Genomic DNA, 24071 nt, shown 5'->3' on the forward strand with positions numbered 1-24071 from the left:
CTTCTACACTAGTATCTTGTATTTGTAATTTTCTTTTATTAGCAGGTAATCTTTCAATTATCGAATTTTCTTTACTGATATATTATTTTTCCCATAAAAATATTATAAAAATCAAATCTTTAATTATTTAAATTCATATTTGAAATAGCCTTGGCTTGCATTACTAAACCTACCATTATCATAGTAAAATCTACAACTGGTTCTGCCCACCAAACAGCCCCTGCTCCAAATATTCTTGGCAATATAAGTAAGGCTGGAACAAGTAGTATTAACTGTCTTAGCATTACAATCATTCCAGCTTTTTTCCCATCCCCAATCGCTTGAAAAAAAGTTATTGTCATAATCATAATTCCATAAAGAATAAATACTGAATAGAATATTCTGAAATTATTAACTCCGCTTGAAATTATATCCTGACTTACTTTAAATAAACCAAGTAACTGTTTTGAATATACTTGTGCTGGTAACCAAAAAATTGCTGCAAGTACTGTTCCTCCTATAGAAAATATCTTCATAGTTTCCTTTACTCTATTGTATTGTTTTGCTCCAAAGTTTGTGCCAATAATAGGCTGTAACCCCTGACTCATTCCCCAAATTGGTATAAATGAAAACCCATAAAATCTCAAAGTTGCTGACATCAATATTGCATTTGGATCTCCACCATATTTAAAAGCTTGTTTATAAAGTAATGTTTGTTGAACCATGAAAAATACTTGCATGATCATAGCTGATACTCCTACTCCAAACATTTCCTTTGATATATCTTTTTCTTTTTTTATTTTCCCTATTTTTACATTTTCACTTTTATTCTTAAAATAATAAAGAGTAATAACAGCTTGAATTATTTGTGCTGTTACAGTTGCTATAGCTGCTCCCTCAATGGCATAATCACCCATTGCTTTCATTAGTATTGGATCAAGAACTATATTGATAAAGGCACCGAGTCCCATGATACTCATTGCTCTTTTCATAAGCCCTTCACCACGCATAACCATATTGGCTGACTGGGTAAAGTTTACAAAAATTGAGCCTAGAAATATTATTCTTAAATATCTTATACCTAATGCCTTTATTTCTCCTGTTGCTCCAATTAAATCTAAAAAATATGGTCCTAGAAGTATTCCTCCTATGGTTATAATCGTTGAAAAAAAGATAACCCAATAGATAAGATTTCCCATAAGTTTGTCTATAGTATCTTTATCACCTTTTCCCATGGCTCTTGATAAAATCGATGCCGAACCTATCCCTATAAGCGTTGCAATCCCATTATTAAAAAATGTAAGTGGCATGGCTATTGAACAAGCTGCCATGGCATTTTCCCCTATTATCTGTCCTGCAAATATTCCATCCATAAGTGGATATAGGCCTATAACTACCATCCCAATTACTGCTGGTATAGATAATTGAAACATTAAAGACAATGGCTTCTTGGTCAACAACTGTTCTTTCATGTTTTGTTTCATTTTTAATCCCCTCAATATATAAATTCTTCTGCTAATTTCGTTTTTTCTAATAAATTGTTATACAATTTTGATTCTTCTATCAGTTCTTTGTGATTGCCTCGGCTTTCCACATGTCCATTTTCTATGACTATGATTTTATCTACATTTTCAATAGATTTTAATCTATGGGAAATAATAATAACTGTTTTATCCCTTATTAATTTATTCAAACTTTCTTGAATTTTCTTTTCATTGTCCACATCAAGGCTTGCTGATATTTCATCTAATATAAGAATTGGTGCATCCTTTAAAAAAGCTCTTGCAATAGAAAGCCTTTGTCTTTCACCACCAGAAAGCTCTGACCCATTTTCCCCTATAACTGTATCTAATCCATTAGGAAGTTTATTAATAAAATCCATACAATTTGCAAGGGTAGCTGCCTTGATAACTTCTTCATCGCTGGCATCTTTTTTACCTATACGAATATTTTCTAATATAGATGAGTTAAATAAAGTAACATCTTGAAAAACAATAGATATTTTCTTAAATAAAGAATCTGTGGAAATGTTTTTTATATCCTTTCCATCTATTAAAATTTGACCTTTATCATAATCATATAATCTTGATATTAATCTTAATATACTTGTCTTTCCAGAGCCAGAAGCTCCAACTAGAGCCGTTACCTCTCCCTGTTTCGCAGTAAAGCTAATGTCCTTTAAAACCTGATTATCATCATAAGAAAAAGCTACATTTTTAAAGACTATATCAAACATATTCAGTTCTACATCTTTACCCTCTTGAATTTTTGTTTCCTTAATCTCCCTAATCCTTTCAACACTTGGATCTATAGAGAACACTTCTAATAATCCTTCTTTTGATAAATCGAAAATATCTTTTATCTTTATGGCAGACATTAAATACCCTAAGAGATATAAAATGTCAATCTCCCCAGATAGAATAAGGCTAATACCAACATAACTAACTACTGCTATACTTACGAAAGAAAACATAGTAGATAAACCTAATGTTATAATAGAACTCTCTTCCACTTTTAAATGTATTTTTTCACTTTCATCCATCTGTTTATAAAGTGATGTCTTCACTTCATCAGATAAGTTGAAACTATTTATTTCTTGTTGAAGTTCAATAGTTTCTTGGAATTTTTCTGAGTTTTCTCTAAGTACCTTGTGATATTTCTTGTTTCCTTTTACCTGCGACTTTTTAGCAATAGGTATTAGTATAAAACTTAAAATAGTTGGGATCATTACTGCAAGCCCCATCTTAAAATTACCTATCATTAACATAATTCCAATTAGTGGGAAAAATAAAACCATTCCTCCTACTTTAGGTATTGAATGACTCATAGCGTGTTCTACTTTTTCCACATCTGCCATAATCGTTTGAGATATATCTGATAAATTATGTTTTGAGAAGTAGGATAGGGGAAGTTTTGATAGAGTTTCAGCAATATCTATTCTTAAATTAGCACTCTCTTCATAAGTTGTAGTATAAAGATCATCATATTCTTTGGCTAACAAAACATACATTATTACTAATGTAACAACAGAAACGCCAAAATATAAATAAGGGCTTTTAACATTTTTCAAAAGAAGCTCATCTGTTAACATCATTAAAATAAAGGCAGGAACCATATTAATACAGTAAACCAAGAAACTCGATATAGTAGATTTAGTGAGATCTTTAGCTCCTTTATCAGTCAGACAAAAGCGTTTTTTATAAAATTTCCTCATCTTTAACCCTCCATTGATTTGCACTGTCATAAAGCTCTAATAATTCCTTATATTTTCCACCTTTTGAAATAAGTTCTTGATCACAGCCTCTTTCAATTATTTCTCCATTCTCTAAAACTAAAATTTCATCAACAGAACGAATACTACTCATCCTATGGGCAATCATAATTACTGTTTTATCTTTCATAAGGTTTTTAAAGGCCTTTTGAAGCTCATACTCATTGTCTGGATCAATAGAAGCACTAGCTTCATCCATAATTACAATTTTAGATTTCTTGAGCATGGCTCTCGCAATAGCAATTCTCTGTTTTTCTCCTCCTGATAAATAGACTCCTTTTGAGCCGATCATGGTATTCTCCCTTTCAGGAAACTTATTTAAAATAACATTACAACCTGCAAGTTCCATAGCCTTCATAACTTCTTCCCTACTTGCCTTTCTATTAGCAAGAGCAACATTTTCGTAAATAGATGTCTTAAAAAGTTTGCTATCCTGAAAAACAAAAGAAATTGTGTTTATTAGAGCATCCTTACTATAAGATTCTAGGGGTCTCTCTCCAATCTTTATACTACCACTATCTACTTTGTAAAATCCAGATAATAGCTTTACAATAGTCGATTTACCTGAACCTGAATGTCCAACTAATGCATATTTTTTTCCCTCTTGTAATTTAAATGATAAGTTTTCTAATACCTTATTTCCATTGTAGCCGAATGTTACATTATCAAACTCTATATTATAGTTTTTGAAATCACTAATCTCTCCATAATTTAATTTATCTTCATTCATTTTTTTATATAAGTCTTCTAAAGTATCTACAGCATACCTAGCGTTAAAGATGTTCATACTAGCCCACATAATTTTCATAAATGAAACCATCATTACTCCACTTAAAAACAAAATCATGAATAGTTCAACAATAAGCAAATTAGCATTATTAACTTTATTTATGGTAAAAACTAAAGGGATAGACAAAATTGCAATAATTCCAAAAAATATCCATTGATATAGTACATAAGGTTTTTTAGAACTAATTGAGTAATCAAGAGCATACTTAGAATAATCCTTAATCGCCTTATAAAGAGTTTTAAAAGACTCTACAGTAGCTCCGAATATTTTAACAACTTGCATGCCTCTGACATATTCAACTGTTTCACCACTTAAAATTTCTAAGGATTTTTGGTAGTATTCCATGAACTCTCCTCCACCCATCATGTTCTTTAAAATAAGAGCCCCTACTATTGTTAGTATAAGAATAACTATTCCCACTCTACTACTAATAGAAAAGGCAAGTATTAAAGATAAGACTGGAATTAAAAAAGCTTGTGAATTATCTGGTATCATATGTGCTACTGCCGTATGAGTTTTAGCTGCATTATCATCAATAGTTTTTCTTATAATTCCAGATGGATTTAAGTCATAAAAACGAAAACTTGCTCCTGTAAGTCCATCTATCCCTTTCTTTCTCAAATTAGTTTCTAAACGAAATCCGAGCTTATGGGAAAATAAACCTGATAGTAAATATACCAAAGCTCCCAACGTCAAACTCAAAACAGTTTGAATAGACATTGCTCTAGCAACTAATAAATCCTCCTCAACAATTGAACTTCTTAAAAATTTATACAATAATGAATATCCGTACACCATCAGAAACGCAGATAGTGCTGATAAGAAAACTGCTATATATCCATTATGTTTTCCCTCAGGCACATAGGAAAAAAGCCTTTTGTAAATTTTCATATTTACCCCCTTAATAATATTTTGATAAATTTCAAATAAAAAATACGACTTACTTGATAACTTTTATCATAAGTATATTGTAAAATATTTTCGTTTGTTTTACAATATATATAGGTTTATATGTCTAAACGTGTTATTGGAGGTTTGTATGGAAAATTTTGAAAGTTTAATAAATGCTTATGTTTCATCGGAATTAAAAGACGAGAATTATTTTCATCCTCTAGGGAGGTATTATATAGCTAATACGAAATTATATAATGGTTATTACTGGTATTACGAAAGTAGCGACTTTATAATAGACATTCATAATCTTTTCATAAAAGAAGATTTTGTAGAAGATGGCGTTGAATCAATGCAAAATTATGTTACATTAATTTCCAATTTTGTAATGTCTGGAAACGGAGAATGGTTTAATCCCTATCAGTCAATTGAACCTTTTTCTATGTTTGTTATGGATCCAAGCGACAAAAAGAATAGATATCTTATACATAAAAATTCTAGATTGTGTCTTGTAGGTGTAAAATTTAAAAAAAGTTTTTTAGAAAAATACTATCCACCATATTCTTACTCAAATAATGTAGATGATTTAAAAGATATGTTTTTTCAATCTAAAAATTCAATTATTAATCCAATAAGTAAGATTGCTAAAGATATTTTGACTTGTAAACTTGAAGATACTGAAGCTAAACTTTTCTTTGAGGAAAAGGTAAAAGAGTGGTTTTATATAACTGTTGAGGCTAGTGAAGATTCGAAAAATTTTAAGCCTCTTTCAACCGAAGATGAAAAACTTATTGAGAATGTAGAAAGATATATTAGCGATCATTATTCTAACAACATACCTCAATCACTTCTAGAAAAAATCGCTTGTATGAGTGGAACAAAGTTAAAGGAAAGTTTTAAGAAAAAAAACAATTTGAGTATTACAGAATTTACCCAAAGAAAAAGAATGAATATAGCAGAACAATTATTAGTAACCACTGATCTTGAAATAAGACATATAGCTAAAACTGTTGGGTATACTTCAGCTAGCCGATTTAGCGAACTTTACAAAAGATATAAGGGAGTTTATCCTAATGAGGTTAAAATTATGATTAATTTAAATAAATAAATCTAAACCATATTCCTAAAAAGAGGACTAAGACGCCTCAATATGTCTAGTCCTCTTTTTAGAATTTTTAATACTATTAATTAACAATATAAATTTATATCTCATTGAAAATCATAGTGTAAAATATCTTGTGTAAACGTAAAGTTGTTCCTTGGATAGAAAAAGAGGGTCCAATCTTGTAAGATTAAGTTAACACAACTAAATCACATGAATATTGGAGAACCTCATAACAAATTTTAACAAAGAATTGATTGAAGTGCTAGCCCAAGGAGTAGATGTTACAGAAATATTTCGCTGTCAACCGGAAGATGCGATGAATCTTCTTCTAGAAACAGAAAAAAACGTTTTTTAGGATTTGAGCCCTGTGATACCAGTGAATACAACTCTGGGAATTCTAGAAATAGCTACTACACTAGAACCCTTAAAGGCAAATATGGTATATTACATCTTAAGATGCCTATGGATAGGAAGGGGCTCTTTTCTCAAAAACCCCTATCTTTTTTTAACGAGTCAAATTCTACTCTTGAAGATAACATTAAATTGTTCCACCAAAATGGTCTAACAACCAGAGACCTATTAGAAATGATTGAGAAAATGTACGGTCAGCAAACCGTATCAAATAGTTCGAAGTCCACCCTAGAGGAACTATAGCTTTTTAAAAAGAACTCCAGACAGGCCGTTGTCTACTGCTATGTTACCTTTCTCTCCATAAGACGAGATTCGGTTAGCAAAGAAGCTGTTCATGATATTATAGGAATCACAAAAGAAGGCCACAAAGAGGGTCTAAGCTTTGCTATTTATCCCATAGAATCTGCTTCTAACTACAGAGAAATACTCCAAGATCTTAAATCCAGAGGACTAGAAGATATCGTTCTCTTTGTTAGCGATGAATTAACAAAACTAAAGCATACTCTTAACGATGAATGTCCCTTATCAAAACATCGATCCTACTGGATACATATCATAAGAAATATAGCCAATAAAGTAAGAGTCAATAATAAGTCACCCCTACTGGAAGACTTAAACTTCCCTTAGAAAATTTGTTTGATAAATGGGCAGACAAATATCCTAAAGTAAAAGAACAATTTCCCCATGAAACATCTCTGGAAAAGTATGTGTATACCGATGTTTCAAAATACAACACGGCGTTTTCTTCTATGATCCATAAGGAATTTGGGATGGCACTATATGAACTAAGTAAACTGCTAAATAAAACATAAGGAAAGCGCCAAAGCAAAAATTTTTCATCCAATATATGGGATTAAGGTACAAAGCATGTAGCATTATCTAGTTAGGTACAATTTACTTAGTTTCACAAGAGGTTACACAATTTATTTAACACTACCTTGAAAACTCTATGCCTTAATAATTTTAAAGTGTAATACTGAACAATTATTAGTTAACTATAATAAAACAATTAAATTATCTTCTTATTAATGTGAATATTTTTTATAATTTCATTAAGATATCAAGTTAGACATATCTTATTTTTTCTAAATCCAATACACGATTGCAAATTAAACTTGCAAATTCAAAATCATGGGTAGCTATAAAAATAATTTTATCTTTTGAATGTGACTTTAATAATTCTACAGTTTTAATCATATTTTTATAATCAAGCCCACTTGTAGGCTCGTCTAAAATAAAAATTTCTTTGTTACACAATAGTCCACAAACTATGGCAAGTCTTTGCTTTTGTCCCCCAGACAAAGTGTTAGGGTGGCTATTTTTATAATTATATAAGTCAAAATCATTTAGCAGTTCATTAATTAAATCATCTTTTACGTTCTTTATTCCTAATTTACATTCAGCAAAGACACTATCTGCAAATAATTGATAATTTACGTCTTGCATAACCATATAAGATATTTGCTTTCTTGCTTTTTCATCAATTTCTTTAGATTTTAAAATAAACTCACCCTTATAATCAGTATAAAGTCCACAAAGAGTTCTTAAAAAAGTAGTTTTCCCTATGCCGTTAGATCCTAAAACAGCAATAATATCACCCTTGTTTGCAGAAAAACTAAGTCTATCTGTAAGGCATTTATCTTTCCTATAAATTGAAACATTATTTACCTGTAAATAAGACTTACCTATAATTGGTGATTTTTCTTTTATATTTAAACTAGGTTTGTTTCTTGTTCTTAAACCCATAGTCTTAATTTCATCTTCAGATAAACTTAAAAAATCTTTATTGGAAAAAATTTTATCAATTTTCCCATTCTTCATATAAATAATTCTATCAACTAAATCCATTATATAATAGATTCTGTGTTCAGATATAATAACTGTTTTACCACTCTCTTTCAACATGGATAAGTGTTTTTTTAATATATCTATTGTCGGTATGTCCAAATTAGAAGAAGGCTCATCAAGTAAATAAATATCTGGATTTGTTGCATAAACTGATGCAAAAGCAATTTTTTGTTTCTCTCCTCCAGATAAATGAAAAATATTTCTATTTTTTAGTTTATTTATTTCTAATTTCTTGCAGGTTTCATCTAATTTCTCTTCTAAAATTTTTGTTTCTACTCCTTGGTTTTCTAGTCCGAATACAATTTCACTATTTGTATCCACATTAAAGAATTGGGTTCTAGGATTTTGAAAAACACTGCCGACATTTTTTGAAAGTTCAAACATTTGATAGTCAGATAATGATTTATCATTTATTTTTACATCACCATTTAAATCTCCTTCATAATAATATGGTATCAACTTATTTATAAGCCTTGTAATAGAGGTTTTTCCAGAGCCAGAAGAACCACATATTAAAATAAACTCTCCTTTTTTTATTTCTATATTTATATTATCTAGGCTAATATCCTTAGAGTTTCTATATTTGAAACAAACTTCATTTAACTTAATCATAAAAATACCTCAAATATATTGTAAATGCAGTAATTACTACTCCAATTATTAGAGATAAATAATCTAAAATTCCAAAATTAATCCTTATAATTGAAGTTCGTTTATTTGGTGATTCAATTCCCCTCGTGATAGAAGCTATAGTTAATTCATCTGCGGCTTTTGACGCCATAATTATCATAGGAGAATAAATGCATTCTACGGTTAAAGAAGGGTTTTTTATAAACCCCAAAAAAGATGGAGAAATTCCTCTAAACCTCATTGAATCTTTTATATATAGCCAATCTTCTTTTATAGTTGGTATATACCTAAGCATTACTGCTAGGGGGATAGAAATTTTTTTAGAAACACCAACATAATCCATAGCAGATAAAAACTCCCCTACTTTCGTTGTGCTAAGTATTATCATAGAGAGCATACATACCGGATAAATTTTATTAACTAAACCCAAAAATGGCATAAATATGCTTCTAAAAGTATTACTTCCATATCTTACAATTAAAATACTAAGAAAATATACTAATAGATATATTAATATCCCAGTAAAAGCAATTTTGATTTTTCTATTTATAAGACTAAAAATAGCAATTAATGCTACAAAAGCTAATTCATATTCTATTGAGGGCAATATACTAGATATAATTATGCACAAAAATAGTAAAACTATTTTTGTGCATGGATTAATATGTGTATTCAATTCTCCTGAAATCATATAATACCCGCCTTTTCAAATTGCTTTTTCAAAAGTTTAGAACCTATAAAAGCACTAAATAAAGCAACTAAAAAAGTTCCAATCACAATAACATAAATCATCCAATCAGCAGCTGCTGCATTCATAGACTCTATATATGTTATATCTGTCCCCTTCTCTATCATTGCATTTGACCAAGACTTAGGATCCATAAAATATACGACAAAAGTCCCTATATCTCCAAGTGCAAATACTCCAAAAGAAAGGATGTTTGTTTTTTTACTTTTATATGACTTGCTTCCTGCTATAAATTCAGCAATTATCCCCATAACTAAAGTTCCAAGACCCATAGCCCAATGCATGCCAGTTGCAAATCTCAAAATACAAATTATTATTGCCAAAATAGCAATAGTTCCTCTTTTAGCCACTTTCGAGATCAGAAACATAAATATTATTCCTGATAAAAGGGCACTACCCATTGGCTGATAAAAGGTTAATACAGGATTCATTCCAAAAGGCATTCCCCCAATCATATTAAATATAAAATAGAGAGCTGTAAAAACCCCTATAGTAATCAAATCCTTTGTTTTTAGACCATTCATATTATTTTTATTCATTTTTTCCTCCTTTTAAATCATTAATTTTAATTGCATTTTTTTTATACGGTTGAATTATTTTACTTTGTCCAAGCTCTCTAGATAATTCACCCCATGTCTCTATCGCTGAAATCAAGTATTGTTGCTCCACTATATTAGCCTTTTTACTATCTATACAATTTATAAATTCTATAATGGACTTTGAAATAGAATTAACCCAACTTAATTTCATCATACTACTATAAGTTTCTTCGTTATCTTCAGCTATTTCAAATGTTTTTAATTTCGAAAACTCATTGCTTTCTTCTAAATTAAATTTTCCATTTTTATCATGTGGCTTATCCAAACAACTCTCCCATATTATAGGTCCATTTGTACCTGATAATGTCAAATTCCCTGAGTTCGTTATAAACATTATTTTATGCATTAATAACATGTAATTATCTGGATTTTTCGCAGTCATTTGATTTTGCACACTTATACATATAGGAATATCGTTTATATACCCTTCTATAATCTCAAAAGGTGATTCTATATTCTGCGTAGATATATTTCTAAATTCATAAGGTTTTAGTCCTCCCAAAGCTCTTCCCAAAATATCTATAAGAGGAAACAATACATGTACACTGCATTGTGCAGAAATAAATCTAATTTTCGACAACTTATTTAGCTTTTTAGATAAACTCAAAAATGTATCTACACTTTTTAAATTTGGATAAAATGTGTTAAGTTTATAAAAACAAGAATTTTCTCTTGATAATTTCAAAAACTCTATATATTCTTTTAAATGAACTGGTTGTTCCTGAATTACATTTACTCCATTCTTTAACAGTTGCTTAACCAAATCACTGCCTGCCCCACCTATCAATGTTGACCCTATAACAACACAAGCCAAATCTATTTCATTAAGATTCACATCATTTAAGGTTGTATATATTGGTATTTTATACTTTTTAGCATAACTTTGAGACAATTCACTACCTTTTGACAAAATGCCTACTATCTTAAATTTTTCATTCATATTTTCGATAGCTTTTATATAAAACTGTCCAAATCCTACACCACAAACCAATACTCTATATTTGTTTTGCATAACTTATATTTCCCCCCTTTCTTGGCTAACACAAATTTCATCTCTTATTGATTTGCCATTTAATTTAATATCTAAAATAGCTTTTCTGTATAGCAACTCTTCTAAAACATCTTTACTATCCAAAATCTCAAACGCCCACATTGTTTTATTTATGTCATCTCTATCCAACAACTCTTTTACACACATTGCTGTTAAATAACCGTTTATAAGATAAGTATCTCCACATATAACTTCTAAAAACTCCTCATATTCCCCAAACCCATAGTCTAGAATTATAGAACATTGATACTTGTATTGAAGTAAATTATCCTTAGCTTTTCTTTTACTTGATATTTGCTCATTAATGTAATCGGCAACTTGATATACTTTCTCCAAGGAATATTCTTTCTGGATTTCTGAAACACCCTGTCGTAGAATCTTATCATGCTCTGGGTTGAGATACACATTATTCCAATAAACTTCATTATTAGGAAATTTTTCAGAAACATTTAATAACTCTTTAGAAATATATTTTATACATACAGAATTCAAAGGTAAAAAATCAACATTATTTTGTTCTTTTAAATCAACTTCTCTGCTTATTTTTTTCTTTTCTCCTTTATAGATAAAACAATTGGTCTCAATATATCCATCTAATGAACTCATTAAAACATCAATTAATGCATTTAATGTCACTTTCTCATTTCCTCCAGCATACATGTAAATACGTTTTAAGTTTTTTGAATATTTTTCATTGAGCCACTTCAAAACAATTCCAGATAATCCTGGGAAATTTCCAGTACCTATTACAGATTTTGTATTTAAAATTATTTCATCATCCAATAAATTAACGCCAAATAAATCAACATATTTTAAATCAAGTTTTTTTATTGCATAAGCAATTTTAGGGCTTGTAACATATGAAGGTCCTGTCGCATTAACTATCAAGTCGCAATCCTTACAAAAAAGGTACAACTCTTTATCATTCAAAACATCAACGGATACGTGCTCAATATATTTATCTACGAGATCTTTTTTTATATATCTATGTCCACATCTTAACCTATACCCACTTTGCTTCAACTCCTCAAATACTATATTCCCGCAAAAGCCACTAGATCCCAATATACCTATCTTTTTTTTCATTGTTTTTTATCTCCAAAAATATTTTTAAATACTTCACTTGCCATTTTCCCATTTAAACATGTTAAGTGATTCCCTTTTATTTTTTGTAGCTTTATATCCCCTAAAGTTGCATTCTTCCAAAATTTTTCATTATCAATATTATCGAGCGGTAAAAAAGTAAATTTTTCATTATCACAATATAAAACTTTTACATCTCCTACATAATTTTCAGGCTCATATAGCATAGCAGCCTCAAAACTTTGAGAGAATATGTTAAATCTTTGCTTAATATTACTTAAAGTATTTATTTCATTAAGCTTTTCGTTTTCAATGCTATTTAACATCCTATTAAAACGCTCATTTTCATCTAATGTACTAAATTCTACATAACATTCTTTCACATTCTTAAATTTATCAATAGACTCTAAAAATAAATCATCCCTTTGCATTAATTTAAGATTATAATTCTTCGATAAGTATAGTAAGCTCTTTCTCACTTCTTCGTCTGAAACTGAATGACCAGCTTTATTAATATTCGCTCCTATGAGTTGTGCAAATGCCCTTTCTAATAGAAAATTATTTAGTATCATCTTTTTGCATATCATAGTATCTATTGTGGTCACCATATTTACCTTCAAACCTTTTTCTAATAGAACTTTACCAGTTTCAATAGCTATCAACCCACCCGTACAAAATCCTATTAATTCGAATTCTTTTTCTCCCGTCTGCTCTAATAGATTTGCATACTCGTATCCTAATGTTGATATCAAGTTATCTGGAGATATTGATAAAAAACTTTTTTCATCAATATTTCCTAATCCGTATAAATTATACTTATCACAATTTTCATTTATTAATGGTATCAAGCTCGAATATGGTCCCAAGCTTCCTAAACCATCATGAAATAAAACACATGCTGAATTCGTAGTCTTTTTCTCACTCAGTAAAATTATTTTTCCTATACTCTCATTATCTTCTTTTAGTTCTTCTTGCGAGTTAAATATAAAATTACTACACATTTCTCTTAAGGAATCTGATTGAATTAAGCCCAACATTATCTGATCCCAAGGAACTTCTTTAAACTCTGCTAAGTTTTGTTTCATTTTAGAGGCAATCTGTGCTGCTATTAAAGAATCACCTCCTAATTCGAAAAAGTTGTCATTAATGCTCAAACTTTCAACTTTCAATGTTTCTTTCCATATTTGAACTAAATTTTTTTCTAAATTAGTTGCAGGTCCAACTTCCTTCTTATTTATTTCTTTTATTTTTACTCTTTTATTAATTCTTTCCTTTAAATCATCTCTTAGTTTTCTTCTATTAATACAAGCTTCCCTTGTAAGAGGGATTGAATTAATAACATTAAATGTATTAACTCTAATAGGATAAGGCAAGAGTCTTAATATATTATTTAAAATTCTTTTTTTATCTAAATCAATAATACTTTCTCTAAATTTTACAATATATAAACATTGTCCCAAAATATCTCGTTCTCTGCTATTGTCTGGAAAACACTTCACCAAATCACCATTGCAATAATTTATGATTTTATTCATGTCATTCATTGATAAAAACACTTGATCCGTATCTTCTCTAAATCCTTTTATATGGTCTAAGCCTGCATGAAACTCCATTGAAGTTAATAACGCATAACTTCCGGGTAAACCTTCAAGAATTACTAGATGTCCATTTCTAGTAAGCATTCCCTTAAATTGTTCTAATACTTCAGATTCATCATTTGCATTATGAAATACATTATTGCAAATGATTAAATCAAACTCTGAATTATTCATTCCCTGTTCAAAATAATCTTTATTTATATCGTAAATTCCAAAATCTATATTATTATACTTTATAAAATTTTTTTCTGCTTCATTAATAAATGACTGAGAAATATCAGTAAATAAATACTTTATATTATAATTTTTAATTTGCTTCATTAAATCAATAGTGGTTCCTCCAACTCCTCCCCCTACTTCTAAAATCCTGAAATCCTTGTTAGGAAAGCGTTGATTAAAATCATCTATAATATCATTAATATATTTTATCGTTGCTTTATTCATTATGTTACTTATAGGATTGTTTTTATATGCTGCTAAAGCTACATCAAAAGAACCATTTGGGAAAAATAACTCAACTGGATTTATCTTTCCTTGTAGCAATTTAATTAGATTCACTCGTGATTCATAAAAATAATTCATCATTATATCGCTGTATCTAACGTGCAAATCTATCTCTTTCCATTTTTCCCATGCCTTTCCTATATTATCTACTCTACAACTATTTAATTTGTATCCTCTGTTTGCGTTGTATTTAATAATTCCCTCGGAAATAAGTGCATTAAGCCATCTTTTCAATAATCTTTTGTATATATCAACAACCTTTGTTTCATAATATATTTCTTTAATAGAATACCACTTGTTTTTATTAACAAATACTCCTAATTTTAAAAATGTTTGAAAAATATCCTCTATAGCCGTTTCGTTTGATGCCTGCATCCACCTTAAAAAATTATCCAAGTTAAAGTCATCCACATCTTTTATGTTGAACTCCGAAAATTTAATATTTCTGGTATCTTTGGTTGCTTCAGAAAAATTTGGTTGGACAAACACATCTACGCTACAATCATTTTTATTGGGGACAATTGCAGACTTATGAATATCTTTTAAAGAATTAATTTTACTTTCAATTTCATAAACATTAATATCGTTACCCTCTAATTTTACATCACCAGTACTATCATGGGTTACTATTATACTATCTGATGTATACATTCCTCTAAATTTTGTTTTCGCAAGAACATTTTTTTGATCAGTACTGTTATATATGTCACTACTTGACTCATCGTTCGATTTTTTGTTGACGAATATATCACCTACAACCCATTCTGGGCACATAGACAAATGCTGATCCAAAATAGAAACTTCACCGCTCGATAGATTCTTGTTAAATGAAAGCAAATTATCTTCATGATCCATCTTTACATACTCTTTACATAAAATCATATACTGCTCATTATCTTGAATTGTAAAATCATCAATCATAAATATAATTCTAAAACTTTCTAATAACTCTGAAAATTGATTTATTAAGCTCATAGAGTCAATAGCAGTTATAACAATTAAAGTTTTAGAAATTATTGATTTTATTTTTGATTTACGAATATGATTTTTACATAACACTTCAAGTTGATGCATATTGACCTGTATGAATTCTGAGTCCATTATCATTTTATTATATTTTTGTTGTGAAATATTTTTGCACAGGTTTAATGTTGATTGAGATAATAAGCATATTAATAAATTCGTAATTAAAACACGGCTATTGTTATTTTCACAAACTAGTAATTCATCAGCTTTTCTTACTTTCAATAAATCAATTTGTTTTCTGACAAAAGAAAATATGTTTTTAACCTTGATAGGATAAAATCTCATTTCACCTAATTGATCCATCTCCTTTGAAATGAGCGTAGCCTTTGCTATATCAGTTATTTCTAATTTATCTGGTTTTTCATCATCAAAATCTTCTATCTGTTCCAAAGAAATAATTTTTAAATTTTTATAAATCTCTCCATCTAAGCAAAAATCGTCAATACCATTAATTAGAGCAAATTTAATATCATACTTCTTGTTTAGCGACTCTATTTCTAATAAATCTTCCGTTTCATCAATAGGTAATGCTCCCCCTCCTATTGATAATATTGCTAAGATAGCTCCGACTTTTAAAAAAGCATCCGGTGAATTAATTAAAACAGTATCTCCAGCTTTGCATTTATTTATAATTAATAAATCTCTAATATTTCTTACTAGCAAACCTAATTTTTTATACGTATATTTTTGATCATAATTATTCAATATTATTTTAGAAGCCATTTCTTCTAGATATAGATTTCCAATAAAAGATTCAAAATTCATATTGTCATTAAACTCCGATGACAATATATGACTCTGGCCAAATGTTCTTAACACTTCTTTATCTTTGCTAGAGTTTTCTTTACGTCTATTTAGTATAATATCAGAGAATCTTGTAAAAGCTGATTCAATCATACCTTTAGGGAATATATTATCTCTTACATCCCATGTAATCAATATTCCACCCTTGTCTCTCATTACCTGACAATCAAGTATTACTTGTGGGGTCTGTGTTATTTTATAAACCAATTCCCCAAAATTACTTATACTGTTACTTTTAATGTTCTCTTGAATGCCTAAAGCACTTGTAAAAACATATGGATATATTATATTCTGTTTTCTTGATTTTGATACTTCTCTAAGAACTTCAATACCTGAAAAACTTCTATTATCAATATCCTTCCAAAGTTGAAGCTGGATATTTTGTGCATTTTCCACAAATTCATTTTCGTTTAAATTGCTTATTTCTAGTAAATTGATATCAGTAAAATCCCCTACAATAGAACTAATATTAGGATGAATATCATCTCTCTCCGAAATTGTGACATTTATACAAAATCTTTTTTCGCTAGACCAACGGCTTAATACTTCTGCATATGCTGTTAATATAAACGCTGTTAGGGTTATTTTGTTTCTTCTACAAATATCTTGTATTTCTAATTCTCTCTTTTCAGTTATACGAAGATTAAATTGTTTTATTGATACATTTCCTTCACTTGATTTGGTTGTTAATGTTGGTCCTTCAGGTAAATCTTCAATTTTTTTCAACCAATAATCTTTCGCTTTATTATAGTTGATTCGATATTCACTTGTTTTTTTGAAGTTTTCATCGAATACTATAATATCTCTAAATGTTATTCCTTTGTTTTCTAACTTAATATCTTCAAAATATGAGTCCTCAAGATCTCTAATTATAACTCCAATGCTTGTAAAGTCTGCAATCAACATATCCAAAGACAAATGAATTATACTGTAATCATCAAATGATGTTATTTCTATGTCATATAGTGGCCATTTCCCTAACTCATAAGTCTTTGAAGATAATCTCTTTCTAACATTTTCCAAATGTTCGTCATTAAAATGGTATTTTGAACACCTTTTAGTATATCTTATATCTGGAATATTATAATCCTTTAAGATTTTTTGTTTTCCATCATTGTAAATTACAGCATGTAACATTTCATTTGCTATTATTACATCAGTCCAGGATTTCTTAAATTTAGCTATATCAATTACAGGATATTTTATTTCACAATAAATTTTACAGTTTGTTTGTCCATATTTATATAGCTCCCCTTTACCTACTGTATAAGCTAATTGCATATTTGTTAAATCAAATTCTTCATTTAAATTTTCCTTGTCAATTATTACAGGAGAGCAACTTTTTGCAAGAAAATCTATTAACTCATCTCTTATCTTAGAAAGTTCCTCTTGAATTGCTTTATTCATAACACCTTTTGGGGAATTATAGCATAGTTTTCCATTTTCTAAAAATAACCTTATGCCTTGCTTCTGATATTTTAGAATAGTTTTTTCTATCGACATATGCCCTCCTATATAAAACCTATTTCATTATCATTGTTATTGTTTTTATTCCTGTTATTTATTTCCTTAAAGACAGCATTAGAAAAATCTTGGAGCATAGGATTTTCTAATATTACAACCATAGATAAATTAATATTAAATGTTTCGTTTACTAAGTTTGTTAATTGCACAGCATTAAGCGAGTTGCCACCAGATTTGAAAAAATCATCTACCAACTCTAGTTTCTCTACTTTTAATACATTTTCTACAATCCTGACTATCTCATTTTCAAATGTTTGTATACTCTCTTCTGACTCACTATTGAGGTTTTTATCATTCCTGTTGTTTGAAATTGATTTTTTAATAAGGTCTTTTTTCTCAATATGGTTTATTGTCAAATCCATTTCTGTGTCATCATTTGAAATTCTTATTAATTCATCCACTTTTTTGTTGCTTGATTCTAAAAAATCATTTATTAATTCTAAATATGCGTTGAAACATATATCTATCTCCTCATTTATGAATAAATTAGTTACATAATCCCATGTCAATATAAGGTCTTCATCTAATTCTATTACTTGATGATCTAACCATACTTGAGGCGTTTGGCTTATAGAGTAATTTAACTCACCGAGAAAATCTACATTTCTATTTCCTTTCATTCCTAAGCCACTTGTAAATATAATTGGAGCAATCATATCTGTATGTTTCTTCTCTCTTAAATCTCTTAAAAACTCTATTGAACTATATGATGAATGCATCATATCAGAAAGGAGTTGTTCCTGAATTTCCTTTGCATTTTCCAAAATAGTTTTGCTTTTATCAAGTTTTATTTCCAATAAACATAACTGAGTAAAGTCTCCCATAACTTTATGAATTTCAGGATGAATATCTTCCTTTATAAATTGTGTCACATTAACTACAAAATTATTGCTGTTACTATATTTGCATAATATTGTAGAAAATAATGATAAAAGTATAGTTGTTGGTGTTACCTCTACTTCAGTCGCTAATCTTTTAATTTCTATCCAATCGTCTCTCTTTATTCTAGCTTCTTTTCTTTTAAATCTTTGTTCAGAGTTATTTCCATCATTTTTCATAATGGATAATCTTGGCATGATAGGAAATGAGTCCAACCTGTTTATCCAATAATCTTTATCTCGTTCATAATGAAATCTGTCTTCTTGTTTTTTATATAAAACATAGTCTCGAAATGTTGGTTCAATAGTTTCCGAACTAAAATCTCCATCATATTTAAGCTTTATTTCTTTTAAAAACTCAAACATGCTCCAACCATCAAGTATTGCATTATCAATTCCTATAAATATTCGAAATAGAGTTTTAGTAATTTTAGTTACTTTAAAATCAAATGTAGGAAAATTACTCAAATCTATAATTCTATGCGAAAGTGATTCTCTCATTTGCAATAAAATATTTTCTTTAGCATCATCATCCAAAGTGCTTAAATCATTTATATTTAATAAATAGTATGGAACTTCTTTCAGAATTACTTGTTCTCCTGAATTTAATATTATTGTTCTTAAAGCAGGATTATATTCAATGATATCATTTAACGCTTTCTGTAGTTTATTGACATTTATATCCATACTATCGAATTCAAAATAACAATGTGTTGATACATTCCCTAAGTTATACGCCCCCTGTCTACCTATCCAATAAGCCATTTGTACATCAGTAAGTGGAAATGGCTCATATATGTTTTCTTTATCTGGCACTAAAGTTCGTATTTTGCTTCTATTGATAAACATTTTGTTTTTATCTATAAAATCCGACAAAGAAGCTACAGAGGCACTCTGAAAAATGTCTTTTATCGAAATTTCTATCCCCATTTTATTTTTGACTTTCCCGATAATGGATGCTGCTGTTAATGAGTCCCCTCCAACGATAAAATAATTATCATTAACTCCAATATTTTCATTGCATAAACATTCTTTCCAGATATTCAATAATATTTTTTCTGTATCTGATATGTCATTTGTTATTTCTTCTGAAATAACTCTAGAATGCTTGACATCCTTCAGTAAATCTTTTTTAAGCTTCTTTCTATCTGCTTTTCCATTCTTATTCAGTGGGATTTCATCCACATGATAAAAATAAGTTGGAATCATATAATTTGGAACTATTCCCAATAAATAGTCTTTTAGATCTTCAAATGAGATTTTATTACTTTTTAGTTTTTCGATAAAAAAAGTATTGAAATTAGCCTTGGATGACTCATTGACATTGCTTTCATAAAGAATTCTACTAATATCTGTTTTTAAATTAATGTCGTTATTAATACCTATGTTTTCTGGATTCAATATATCAGCTGTAATCAGAGAAAGTAAATTTAATTTATTAATTTCATTTCCTACAAGTAACCCATTTGGTTTCAATTTCTTTAATAGCTTCTTTAATGTCTCTCTTGAATCTCCACTCCTGTGAATTGAATTTAATGCTATTACCACATCAAAATAATCCTCTTCCAATCCATCATTTATTTCTTGATTAATAATAGAATATCTAAATTTACTATTTTCATTAATATCAGATAAGTCTTCTTTTAAAAACACAGAATTGTCTGCATAAACATATTCCTCAACATAATCTTTGTATTTATTAAATAATCTATTTGTCATTTGACTGTTTCTAGTTGAATATTCTATGATTCTTAATTTTCTGTCTGTATTCTTATCTATATAATTATTTAGAGAGTTTACTATACTATCTATAGATTCTTTATAATCTTCTATGGCTTCAGCAAGTCTTACTAAATTAAATTTTTTATCTTCTCTGTAGAAAACTTCTAAAGGATCTCTCCCTGTTTTTAAAATATCTATAAGCTCTGGTGTAATTTCTTTTGTGAATCTTTCAATTTCCTGTACTGATTCCACGTCTATTTTTATTTTAGAAATAGAGCTATCTTCTTTAAATCTTCCATCAACCTTTTTTAAAAGCTTAAAGTTTACTAGTGTATCAATCCATTTGTCCACTATTATTCTATTTGAACTTGACAAGTTTATATCTTTATATATTTCATTTAAAGAGTAACTTTTACTAGTAAAGTCAATCTTTAACCCATTAAATACATTTAAAATGGTTTTCAAAACTAGTTTGTCAATTTCTTTGTTTTGGTATATAGTTTCATCATTTGATGAAGGTATTTTAGGTTTTACCAAAAAAGAAGTATTAAAACCTTGATTTTTTGGCATGTTGTTAACTTCATATGAATTAACATCACTTTTAATAAAGGCTACTAACTTCTTGCTTCCTCCTCTTTCCATTAAATCAACAATTACATTTTCTACCCCAGCATACTTTGCTATAGCTTTCTCAATTTCACCAATTTCAATTCGATGTCCCTTAACTTTAACTTGAGTGTCTTTTCTACCAAGAAATTCTATGGTACCATCGTTCCATATTCTTCCGTTATCCCCTGTTCTGTACCACCTTATATCATCTTCTACAATGAATTTATTATCGGTTAATTCAGTATCTCCTCTGTACCCTTCAGCAACACCTACTCCTCCGATTAATAACTCGCCTTTAACATAATTAGGACAAGTTCTGCCAAAGTCATCTACCACCTTATATACTTGATTCTCTAGAGGCTTTCCATACGGTATCGAAACCCAATTGTTCGGAATTTCTTTAGGTACATTTAGATAGTTTGACCATATAGATGCTTCCGTAGCCCCACCCATGGCTACAACAACAGAGTCATTGCTCATATTATAAAATCTTCCGGGTAGATTTAAAGCAATCCAATCTCCTGATAACATAACAACTCTAAAAGGTAATTTTCTCTTTTTTCCTTCGGCCATTGTAACTAACATGTCAAATAATATTGGAACTGAATCCCAAATAGTAACATTATATCTATCAATTAATTCAAGCCATTCATCTGGATTCCTATAATTGTCTTCACTTGTGGTAATAAATGTACCACCATCATGTAAAAGTCCAAATATATCAAACACAGAAAGGTCAAAATCTATAGAAGACACCATTAAGACAGTATCATTAGTGTTAATGTTATATTTCTTATTCAGGTCTATACAGGTGTTGATAGCACTAGTGTGCATTATTTCAACGCCTTTTGGCACTCCTGTTGTCCCTGATGTCATAATAATGTAAGCACTGTCATATGGACTAACTTGAACAGGACTTTCTAATTTCTTATCGCTATTCATACCTTTATCTAAATCAATAATCTTAACTTCTTCGTTATTCAAAGAACAACTAATTATTGTTTCTTCATCACTTATTATGTGATTTATACCAATTTGATCATATATTTTACTTCTTCTTTCATTAGGCTGTGTAATTCCTATAGGTACATATGCTGCGCCGCTAAATAAAATTCCAAAAATAGCAAAAATTTGTCTGCATCCTCTTGGAAGTGTTATTCCTATATAATCACCCTTTTTTATGCCTTCTGATTGTAAATAAAAAGCAATTTTTAAAGCATTATCATAAAGTTCTCCATAACTTATCTCTTCACCTGTAGAAGAGTCTATAATTGCCACTTTACTTGGATTTAATATAACATTTTTAATAAATCCATCATAAATTCTTTCATCTGGATATTTTAGTGGAATAATAGCTTCAATTTCTTGCCTTCTAATTTCCTTTTGCCTTTGAGATAAAACATCTGTTTTCTTTTCCCAATTTTCTTTTTTAGTTAAGGAAATAAGGAGTTCATAAAAAGCATCAAACATATCATTTAATAATTCTTCTGGGTAAAGTTCTTCCACAGCATCCCAACATAAAATTAACTTTTCATCTGTTACATAAGTCTGAAAATCCAACCAAACACCTGGTGTTTGAGAAATCATATATGAAATTCCCCCAAGTGCTTCTCTTGACTTTTCCGTTTCTAAAGGATAATCAATATTACAAGCAAACACAATAGGAGCCACGTTATTATTGTTACCTATTTCTTTATACATGTCTCTTTGAACTTGGACACCAGAATATGAGCTATGCGAAACATTTTCTAAAAATACTTCACTAACCCTCTCTATAGTTTGTATCAATGTTTCCCCTAGTCTTCTCTCATAATCTAACAATAATAAGTTAGTAAAATCCGCAATCATATTACTTAAATTACTGTTTTCAGTATCCCTATTAAATAAAGGCATATTTATTAAAAACTTTTCTTGATTAGTCCATCGTTCTATTACAAGACCATAGCAGGCTAATAAAACCATTGATGGTGTTACCTTATGCAAAGAGGCTAGCCTTTTTATTTCGCTCCAACTTTCTTCATCTACCACTTTCCTTCTTCTAATAAACTTAGTTTCTTTAACCATTTCAGGTCTAATTTTTAGTGGTAAATTAGGTGCTTCCATAGGAAAGTCATTTTCAATTTTTGTCTTCCAAAAGTCCTTATCCTCTTCTAATTGTAATTGATTGTCTTTATTCTCTTCAATATAATCTTTGAAGGTATAGTCTATAGAATGTTTTTCACCTTCTCCTACATAATTTTTTGTTAATTCTTTAATCATAATGCTTAGACTCATAACATCTGCAACCAACAAATCAATATCTAAAAAGATTTTTGTCTTTCCCTCAGGTAATAAAGCAATTCCAAGACCTGCTACTTCACCTTCTTCGACCTTTAATTTCCTATGAGATATTTTTTCTCTAATTTCATTTAAAGAATTCTTAATTTCTTTATTATCTAGATTCTCTAATTTGTATACACTAATTTCATCTGTGTAAGGAAACTCCATGATTTCCTGAGTGCCATCACTGTTAAATTTTGCTCTCAACATCGGATGATCTTTTTGTAATTTTATCCATGCTTCATTTAATTTTTTAACATTTATATCTTTACCATCAATTTCTAGATAGGCATGACACCCTACGCCTCCCAAAACCTGATCATCTTCTCTACCAACCCAGTAAGCATATTGCACATCTGTTAACGGAAATTTAATACCAACATATTCTTTGTTCTTAACTATTTCCGCTTCTTTTAATATAAATTTATCGTTAATTTTTGCACTCTTAATTAACATTTCCCATTCATTAAAAGTTGGCTTTTCCATTAATTTAGAGAATGATATTCTAATACCTGATTTTCTTAACTTATTAGATATTTTCATTATCATAATAGAACTTAATCCTCTTTCTATAAGATTATCGTCCTTCTCAAAATCATCATTAATTTCCATGCGAATTTGTTCTTTAATGGACTGTATCGCTATGTTTTTTATATCATTTATCTCCATTACTAATTCCTC

At 29.2% G+C, this 24071-nt stretch carries 11 protein-coding genes and 1 pseudogene; 2 read left to right on the forward strand and 10 right to left on the reverse strand.

Annotation, left to right across the window (positions count from 1 at the left end; translation table 11 throughout):
* Positions 1–119: 119 nt before the first annotated feature.
* The 3 genes from NH288_RS05665 to NH288_RS05675 are packed head-to-tail and all read right to left on the reverse strand — an operon-like array spanning position 120 to position 4931.
* Positions 120–1463 (reverse strand): MATE family efflux transporter, encoded by a 1344-nt coding sequence (locus NH288_RS05665; RefSeq protein WP_265213797.1) that lies wholly within the window; start codon positions 1461–1463, stop codon positions 120–122.
* 11 nt (positions 1464–1474) lie between these two features.
* The gene (locus NH288_RS05670) at positions 1475–3193 is read right to left on the reverse strand and encodes an ABC transporter ATP-binding protein (RefSeq protein ID WP_265213799.1); all 1719 of its coding nucleotides are present in this window, start codon (positions 3191–3193) and stop codon (positions 1475–1477) included.
* Positions 3177–4931 (reverse strand): ABC transporter ATP-binding protein, encoded by a 1755-nt coding sequence (locus NH288_RS05675; RefSeq protein WP_265213800.1) that lies wholly within the window; start codon positions 4929–4931, stop codon positions 3177–3179. Before NH288_RS05675 ends, NH288_RS05670 begins: the two co-directional genes overlap by 17 nt.
* A 148-nt stretch (positions 4932–5079) precedes the next feature.
* On the opposite strand from NH288_RS05675, the gene NH288_RS05680 reads away from it, so the two are divergent.
* Both NH288_RS05680 and NH288_RS11405 read left to right on the forward strand, forming a co-directional pair.
* Positions 5080–6039, forward strand: coding sequence for a helix-turn-helix transcriptional regulator (locus tag NH288_RS05680; protein ID WP_265213802.1), 960 nt, complete (start codon positions 5080–5082; stop codon positions 6037–6039).
* A 294-nt stretch (positions 6040–6333) separates the two neighbouring features.
* A pseudogene (locus tag NH288_RS11405) lies at positions 6334–7074 on the forward strand (transposase).
* Positions 7075–7512: 438 nt separating this feature from the next.
* Here the strand turns inward: NH288_RS11405 and NH288_RS05685 are convergent.
* The 7 genes from NH288_RS05685 to NH288_RS05715 are packed head-to-tail and all read right to left on the reverse strand — an operon-like array spanning position 7513 to position 24059.
* Positions 7513–8907, reverse strand: a complete 1395-nt coding sequence (locus NH288_RS05685) for an ABC transporter ATP-binding protein (RefSeq protein WP_265213804.1) — start codon at positions 8905–8907, stop codon at positions 7513–7515.
* Entirely contained in the window at positions 8900–9616 is a 717-nt protein-coding gene (locus NH288_RS05690; RefSeq protein ID WP_004837820.1) for an energy-coupling factor transporter transmembrane component T, read from the reverse strand. The genes NH288_RS05685 and NH288_RS05690 overlap by 8 nt, the downstream gene beginning before the upstream one ends.
* Complete coding sequence (locus NH288_RS05695) at positions 9613–10212, reverse strand: MptD family putative ECF transporter S component (RefSeq protein WP_002842343.1); 600 nt, start codon at positions 10210–10212, stop codon at positions 9613–9615. The genes NH288_RS05690 and NH288_RS05695 overlap by 4 nt, the downstream gene beginning before the upstream one ends.
* Positions 10205–11284, reverse strand: a complete 1080-nt coding sequence (locus NH288_RS05700) for a Gfo/Idh/MocA family oxidoreductase (RefSeq protein WP_265213808.1) — start codon at positions 11282–11284, stop codon at positions 10205–10207. Before NH288_RS05700 ends, NH288_RS05695 begins: the two co-directional genes overlap by 8 nt.
* A gap of 3 nt (positions 11285–11287) precedes the next feature.
* Complete coding sequence (locus NH288_RS05705) at positions 11288–12409, reverse strand: saccharopine dehydrogenase (protein WP_002842334.1); 1122 nt, start codon at positions 12407–12409, stop codon at positions 11288–11290.
* Positions 12406–17841 carry a condensation domain-containing protein gene (locus tag NH288_RS05710; protein ID WP_265213811.1) on the reverse strand — a complete coding sequence of 1812 codons (5436 nt, stop codon included), beginning with the start codon at positions 17839–17841 and terminating at the stop codon, positions 12406–12408. The genes NH288_RS05705 and NH288_RS05710 overlap by 4 nt, the downstream gene beginning before the upstream one ends.
* Positions 17842–17849: 8 nt before the next feature.
* Complete coding sequence (locus tag NH288_RS05715; protein ID WP_265213813.1) at positions 17850–24059, reverse strand: non-ribosomal peptide synthetase; 6210 nt, start codon at positions 24057–24059, stop codon at positions 17850–17852.
* Positions 24060–24071 lie beyond the last annotated feature (12 nt).

The sequence above is a fragment of the Anaerococcus sp. NML200537 genome (assembly GCF_026131715.1).
In the GTDB taxonomy this organism is placed as follows: Bacteria; Bacillota; Clostridia; order Tissierellales; family Peptoniphilaceae; genus Anaerococcus; species Anaerococcus kampingae.

Bases quoted from the DNA above. Each gene is read 5' to 3' on its own strand.
- NH288_RS05705 (WP_002842334.1), bottom strand. From the start codon at position 12,409: ATGAAAAAAAAGATAGGTATATTGGGATCTAGTGGCTTTTGCGGGAAT.
- NH288_RS05710 (WP_265213811.1), bottom strand. From the start codon at position 17,841: ATGTCGATAGAAAAAACTATTCTAAAATATCAGAAGCAAGGCATAAGG.
- NH288_RS05695 (WP_002842343.1), bottom strand. From the start codon at position 10,212: ATGAATAAAAATAATATGAATGGTCTAAAAACAAAGGATTTGATTACT.
- NH288_RS05665 (WP_265213797.1), bottom strand. From the start codon at position 1,463: ATGAAACAAAACATGAAAGAACAGTTGTTGACCAAGAAGCCATTGTCT.
- NH288_RS05670 (WP_265213799.1), bottom strand. From the start codon at position 3,193: ATGAGGAAATTTTATAAAAAACGCTTTTGTCTGACTGATAAAGGAGCT.
- NH288_RS05700 (WP_265213808.1), bottom strand. From the start codon at position 11,284: ATGCAAAACAAATATAGAGTATTGGTTTGTGGTGTAGGATTTGGACAG.
- NH288_RS05715 (WP_265213813.1), bottom strand. From the start codon at position 24,059: ATGGAGATAAATGATATAAAAAACATAGCGATACAGTCCATTAAAGAA.
- NH288_RS05690 (WP_004837820.1), bottom strand. From the start codon at position 9,616: ATGATTTCAGGAGAATTGAATACACATATTAATCCATGCACAAAAATA.
- NH288_RS05680 (WP_265213802.1), top strand. From the start codon at position 5,080: ATGGAAAATTTTGAAAGTTTAATAAATGCTTATGTTTCATCGGAATTA.
- NH288_RS05685 (WP_265213804.1), bottom strand. From the start codon at position 8,907: ATGATTAAGTTAAATGAAGTTTGTTTCAAATATAGAAACTCTAAGGAT.
- NH288_RS05675 (WP_265213800.1), bottom strand. From the start codon at position 4,931: ATGAAAATTTACAAAAGGCTTTTTTCCTATGTGCCTGAGGGAAAACAT.